2 protein-coding genes are annotated in these 3091 nt (G+C 67.4%); both read right to left on the minus strand.

The window, feature by feature from the left end; translation table 11 throughout:
• The coding region (locus tag QZT63_RS02040; protein ID WP_290648142.1) for an efflux RND transporter permease subunit at nucleotides 1-1433 on the minus strand (1433 nt) is incomplete at its 3' end.
• Nucleotides 1430-2551: an efflux RND transporter periplasmic adaptor subunit gene (locus tag QZT63_RS02045; protein ID WP_290648144.1), complete on the minus strand. Its 1122-nt coding sequence runs from the start codon at nucleotides 2549-2551 to the stop codon at nucleotides 1430-1432. The genes QZT63_RS02045 and QZT63_RS02040, both read right to left, overlap by 4 nt.
• Nucleotides 2552-3091: the final 540 nt, after the last annotated feature.

A 3091-nucleotide genomic window follows, 5' to 3' on the forward strand; every position in this document is an offset into this window, starting at 1 on the left:
AACACCAGCGCCATGGCCAGCGAGGCGATCAGCGTGATGATCACGGTGGCCGGCAGGTAGACCATGAACTCACCGATCATCCCCGGCCAGAAGAGCATGGGCACAAATACGGCGAGGGTGGTGGCGATGCCGGCGGTGATGGGCCAGGCCATGCGCTGCGCGGCGGCGCGAAAGGCCTCCACGCGGTCTCGCCCTTCAGCGATCAGGCGGTCCGCGAGTTCCACCACCACCACGGCGCCGTCCACCAGCATGCCCACCACGAGGATCAGCGCAAACAACACGACGATGTTGAGGGTAAAGCCCAGCATCCAGATGCCCAGGATGCCGGCGAGGAAGGCGCCGGGGATGGCCAACCCGGCCAACAGCGCAGCCCGCCCGCCAATGACGCCCAGGATCACCAGGGCGACGATGAGCACGGCGGTGATGACGCTGTTCTCAAGGTCGCCCAGCAGTTCCGCCACCTCCTCGGCCTCGTCCTGGAGCACCGTGATATCCACCGACTCTGGCCACTCGCCGCGCGCGGCGTCCACTTCCTCCCGCGCCGCCGCCACGACGTCCAGCACATTGGCGCCGCCCTGCTTGCGCACCTCCAGTGACACCGAGGGCTGGCCGTCGATCCGGGTGAAGCTCTCCGGGTCGCGATAGGTCTGGCGCACGTCGGCCACGTCGCGAACGCGCACCACGGTGTCGCCGTCGACGCGTACGGCGGTATCGAGAACATCCCCGGCATCGTCGATGGTGCCGGGCACACGCAGGGCGATGCGGCCCGCGCCGGTGTCCACGGCCCCCGCCGCCACCAGCCGGTTGTTACGGTCGATTGCGTGGGCGAGTTCGTCGAAGGAGAGCTCATAGGTCTCCAGCACCAGTGGGTCCACAAGGATCTCCAACTGGTCCTCGCGCTCGCCGCCCACGTTCACCTCGAGTACGCCGCGGCGCGACTCGATGTTATCGCGCAGCTCCCGCGCCAGCCCCACCAGGGAGCGCTCGTCCACCGCCCCCGAGAGATTGATGGTGAGCACCGGGAACATGGACAGGTCCACCTCCTGGACCATGGGCTCGTTGACACCCTCGGGCAACCGGGGGCGCACCTGATCCACGGCTTCGCGGATATCAGCCAGCGCCTCGCGGTTCTCCCAGCCGGCTCGGAACTCGAGCTGCAGCATGGCGAAACCCTCGCCCGCCCAGGCCTGCATACCTTGCAATCCCTCGATGCCATGAAGCTCCTGCTCCAGCGGCTGCACCATGAGCCGCTCGGCATCGGCAGGGTCAATGCCAGGGTAGGTGACGGTAATGAAGAAATAGGGGATATCGATGTCGGGCGCGGCCTCCTTGGGCGCTATCACCCACGCGCTGGCGCCGGACACCAGGATGAGTAGCAACACCAGCAAGACGGCGCGTGCGTGCTCCACACACCAGGCGATCAAACCCCTCACGGCGTGGCCCCATTGCCCGCAGCGCCACGGGCGAGGGGATCCTGCTCCACCGCACGCACCCGCTCCCCGGTGGTGACGAAGCCCTGGCCGACGGTGATGATGCGCGCGCGCTCCGGCAGTCCGGTGACCCAGACGCCGTCACGCGCCGTGCGCACGACTTCCACCGGGTGGAAAGCCACCCGGTGGCCCTCCTCCACCGTCTTCACACCCACCTGACCACTCTCATCCAGCCCGATGAGCGCCGGCGACACCTTGTGCGCCGGCACTTCATCGGTGGGGATCTCGACACCGGTGCTGATCCCGGAGGGGAAGTCGCGCTCGGGATTGGGGACCTCGATCTCCACGCGGAAGGTGCGCGTGGCCGGCTCGGCCACAGTGGCGGCAAAACGCACCTCACCCTCTGCCGCACGCCCGTCCAGGAAGCGGATGCGTGCTCGCTGACCGATGCGCACGCGGCCGATCTGGTGCTGCGGCACCTGGACCACGGCAAGCAGGGGATCGTTATCGACGATCTCCGCCACCGCCTCCCCGACCCCCACGTAGTCGCCCCGCTCGGCCTCACGCACGTTCACCACGCCGGAGATGGGTGAATGGATACGGGTGTTGCGGATGTCGAGCTCGATGGCCTCGAGCTCGGCGCGGGCGGCCTCCACCTGTGCCTCCTCGGCCTCCAGCTCCAGTCGCGTGGCGTAGCCGTCTTCGAACAGCTCGCGTTTTGCCGCGTACTCGCTCTCACGGCCCCGCAGCTGCGCAATGGCCTGTCGCCGGCGCGCCTCGCGATCGTCCATGCGCAGGCGCAGCAGTTCCGTGTCCGCATCCACGGAGGCGCCGCGCGGCACATGCCACTCGGCCACTTGGCCGGCGGTTTCGGCGCGTACTGTCACCCGCTGTTCGGGCTCCACTTGGCCCTGGAGAACCAGCACCCGTTCCACCGGCTCGGCGGTACTGCCGCGCACGGCCACGGTCATGGGCCCACGCTCGCCGGCAGCCGGAGACTCGGGCGCCTCGCGGGTGGCCACCCCCGAGGCGATCCAAACGGTGGCGACAAGGATGATCCCCACGAACAAGGCGGGGCGGGCGTGGCGGGTCAACAGGGCGCTGAACGAGAACCGGGCCATCTACTTCCTTCCATGAGAGTTTGGTTGCTGGTATGCGGCGTAGAATGCCAGAGATCCCAGTCGACTTCCTGATATCCATACACCCGTTATCTAACCGAATGGCGCGGCATCGGCCCCCTGCTCGTCAGTTGCCTGGTCAGCTCCCGAGCGCGCAGCAGGGCGGCTCCACTGATCAGGGTAAGCCCCTACCCTTGCCCCGTACCTGCCCGGGCGGGTCCCGGTATGGTATCCCGGCAGCCAGCCGAGGATTATCCCCCGGCACCTACGAATCCTGTGTCGCAACATCGCCAAGCGCGCGTAACGACTTGTCGTCAGCCAGGCCTCCGGCGGACATACCGCCTTTTGGCCGAACGGCACGGTGGTCATCACCCTGGTAAGGAATCCCTTTTTGCCGCAGTGACCCGATCGGTATACTCACGCGCACCAAGCCGCACGACACTTCCTACCAACCCCATGGATGGATGCCTCATGACCCCTGCCCCCCTTTTCCTGAAGCACCGCGACCCGCTTGCCGGTCGTGCTATGCCTGGTTCTGCTTGG

Origin of the sequence: Aquisalimonas sp., assembly GCF_007120195.1 — a bacterium.
Lineage (GTDB): Bacteria > Pseudomonadota > Gammaproteobacteria > Nitrococcales > Aquisalimonadaceae > Aquisalimonas.

Bases quoted from the DNA above. Each gene is read 5' to 3' on its own strand.
- QZT63_RS02045 (WP_290648144.1), bottom strand. From the start codon at position 2,551: ATGGCCCGGTTCTCGTTCAGCGCCCTGTTGACCCGCCACGCCCGCCCC.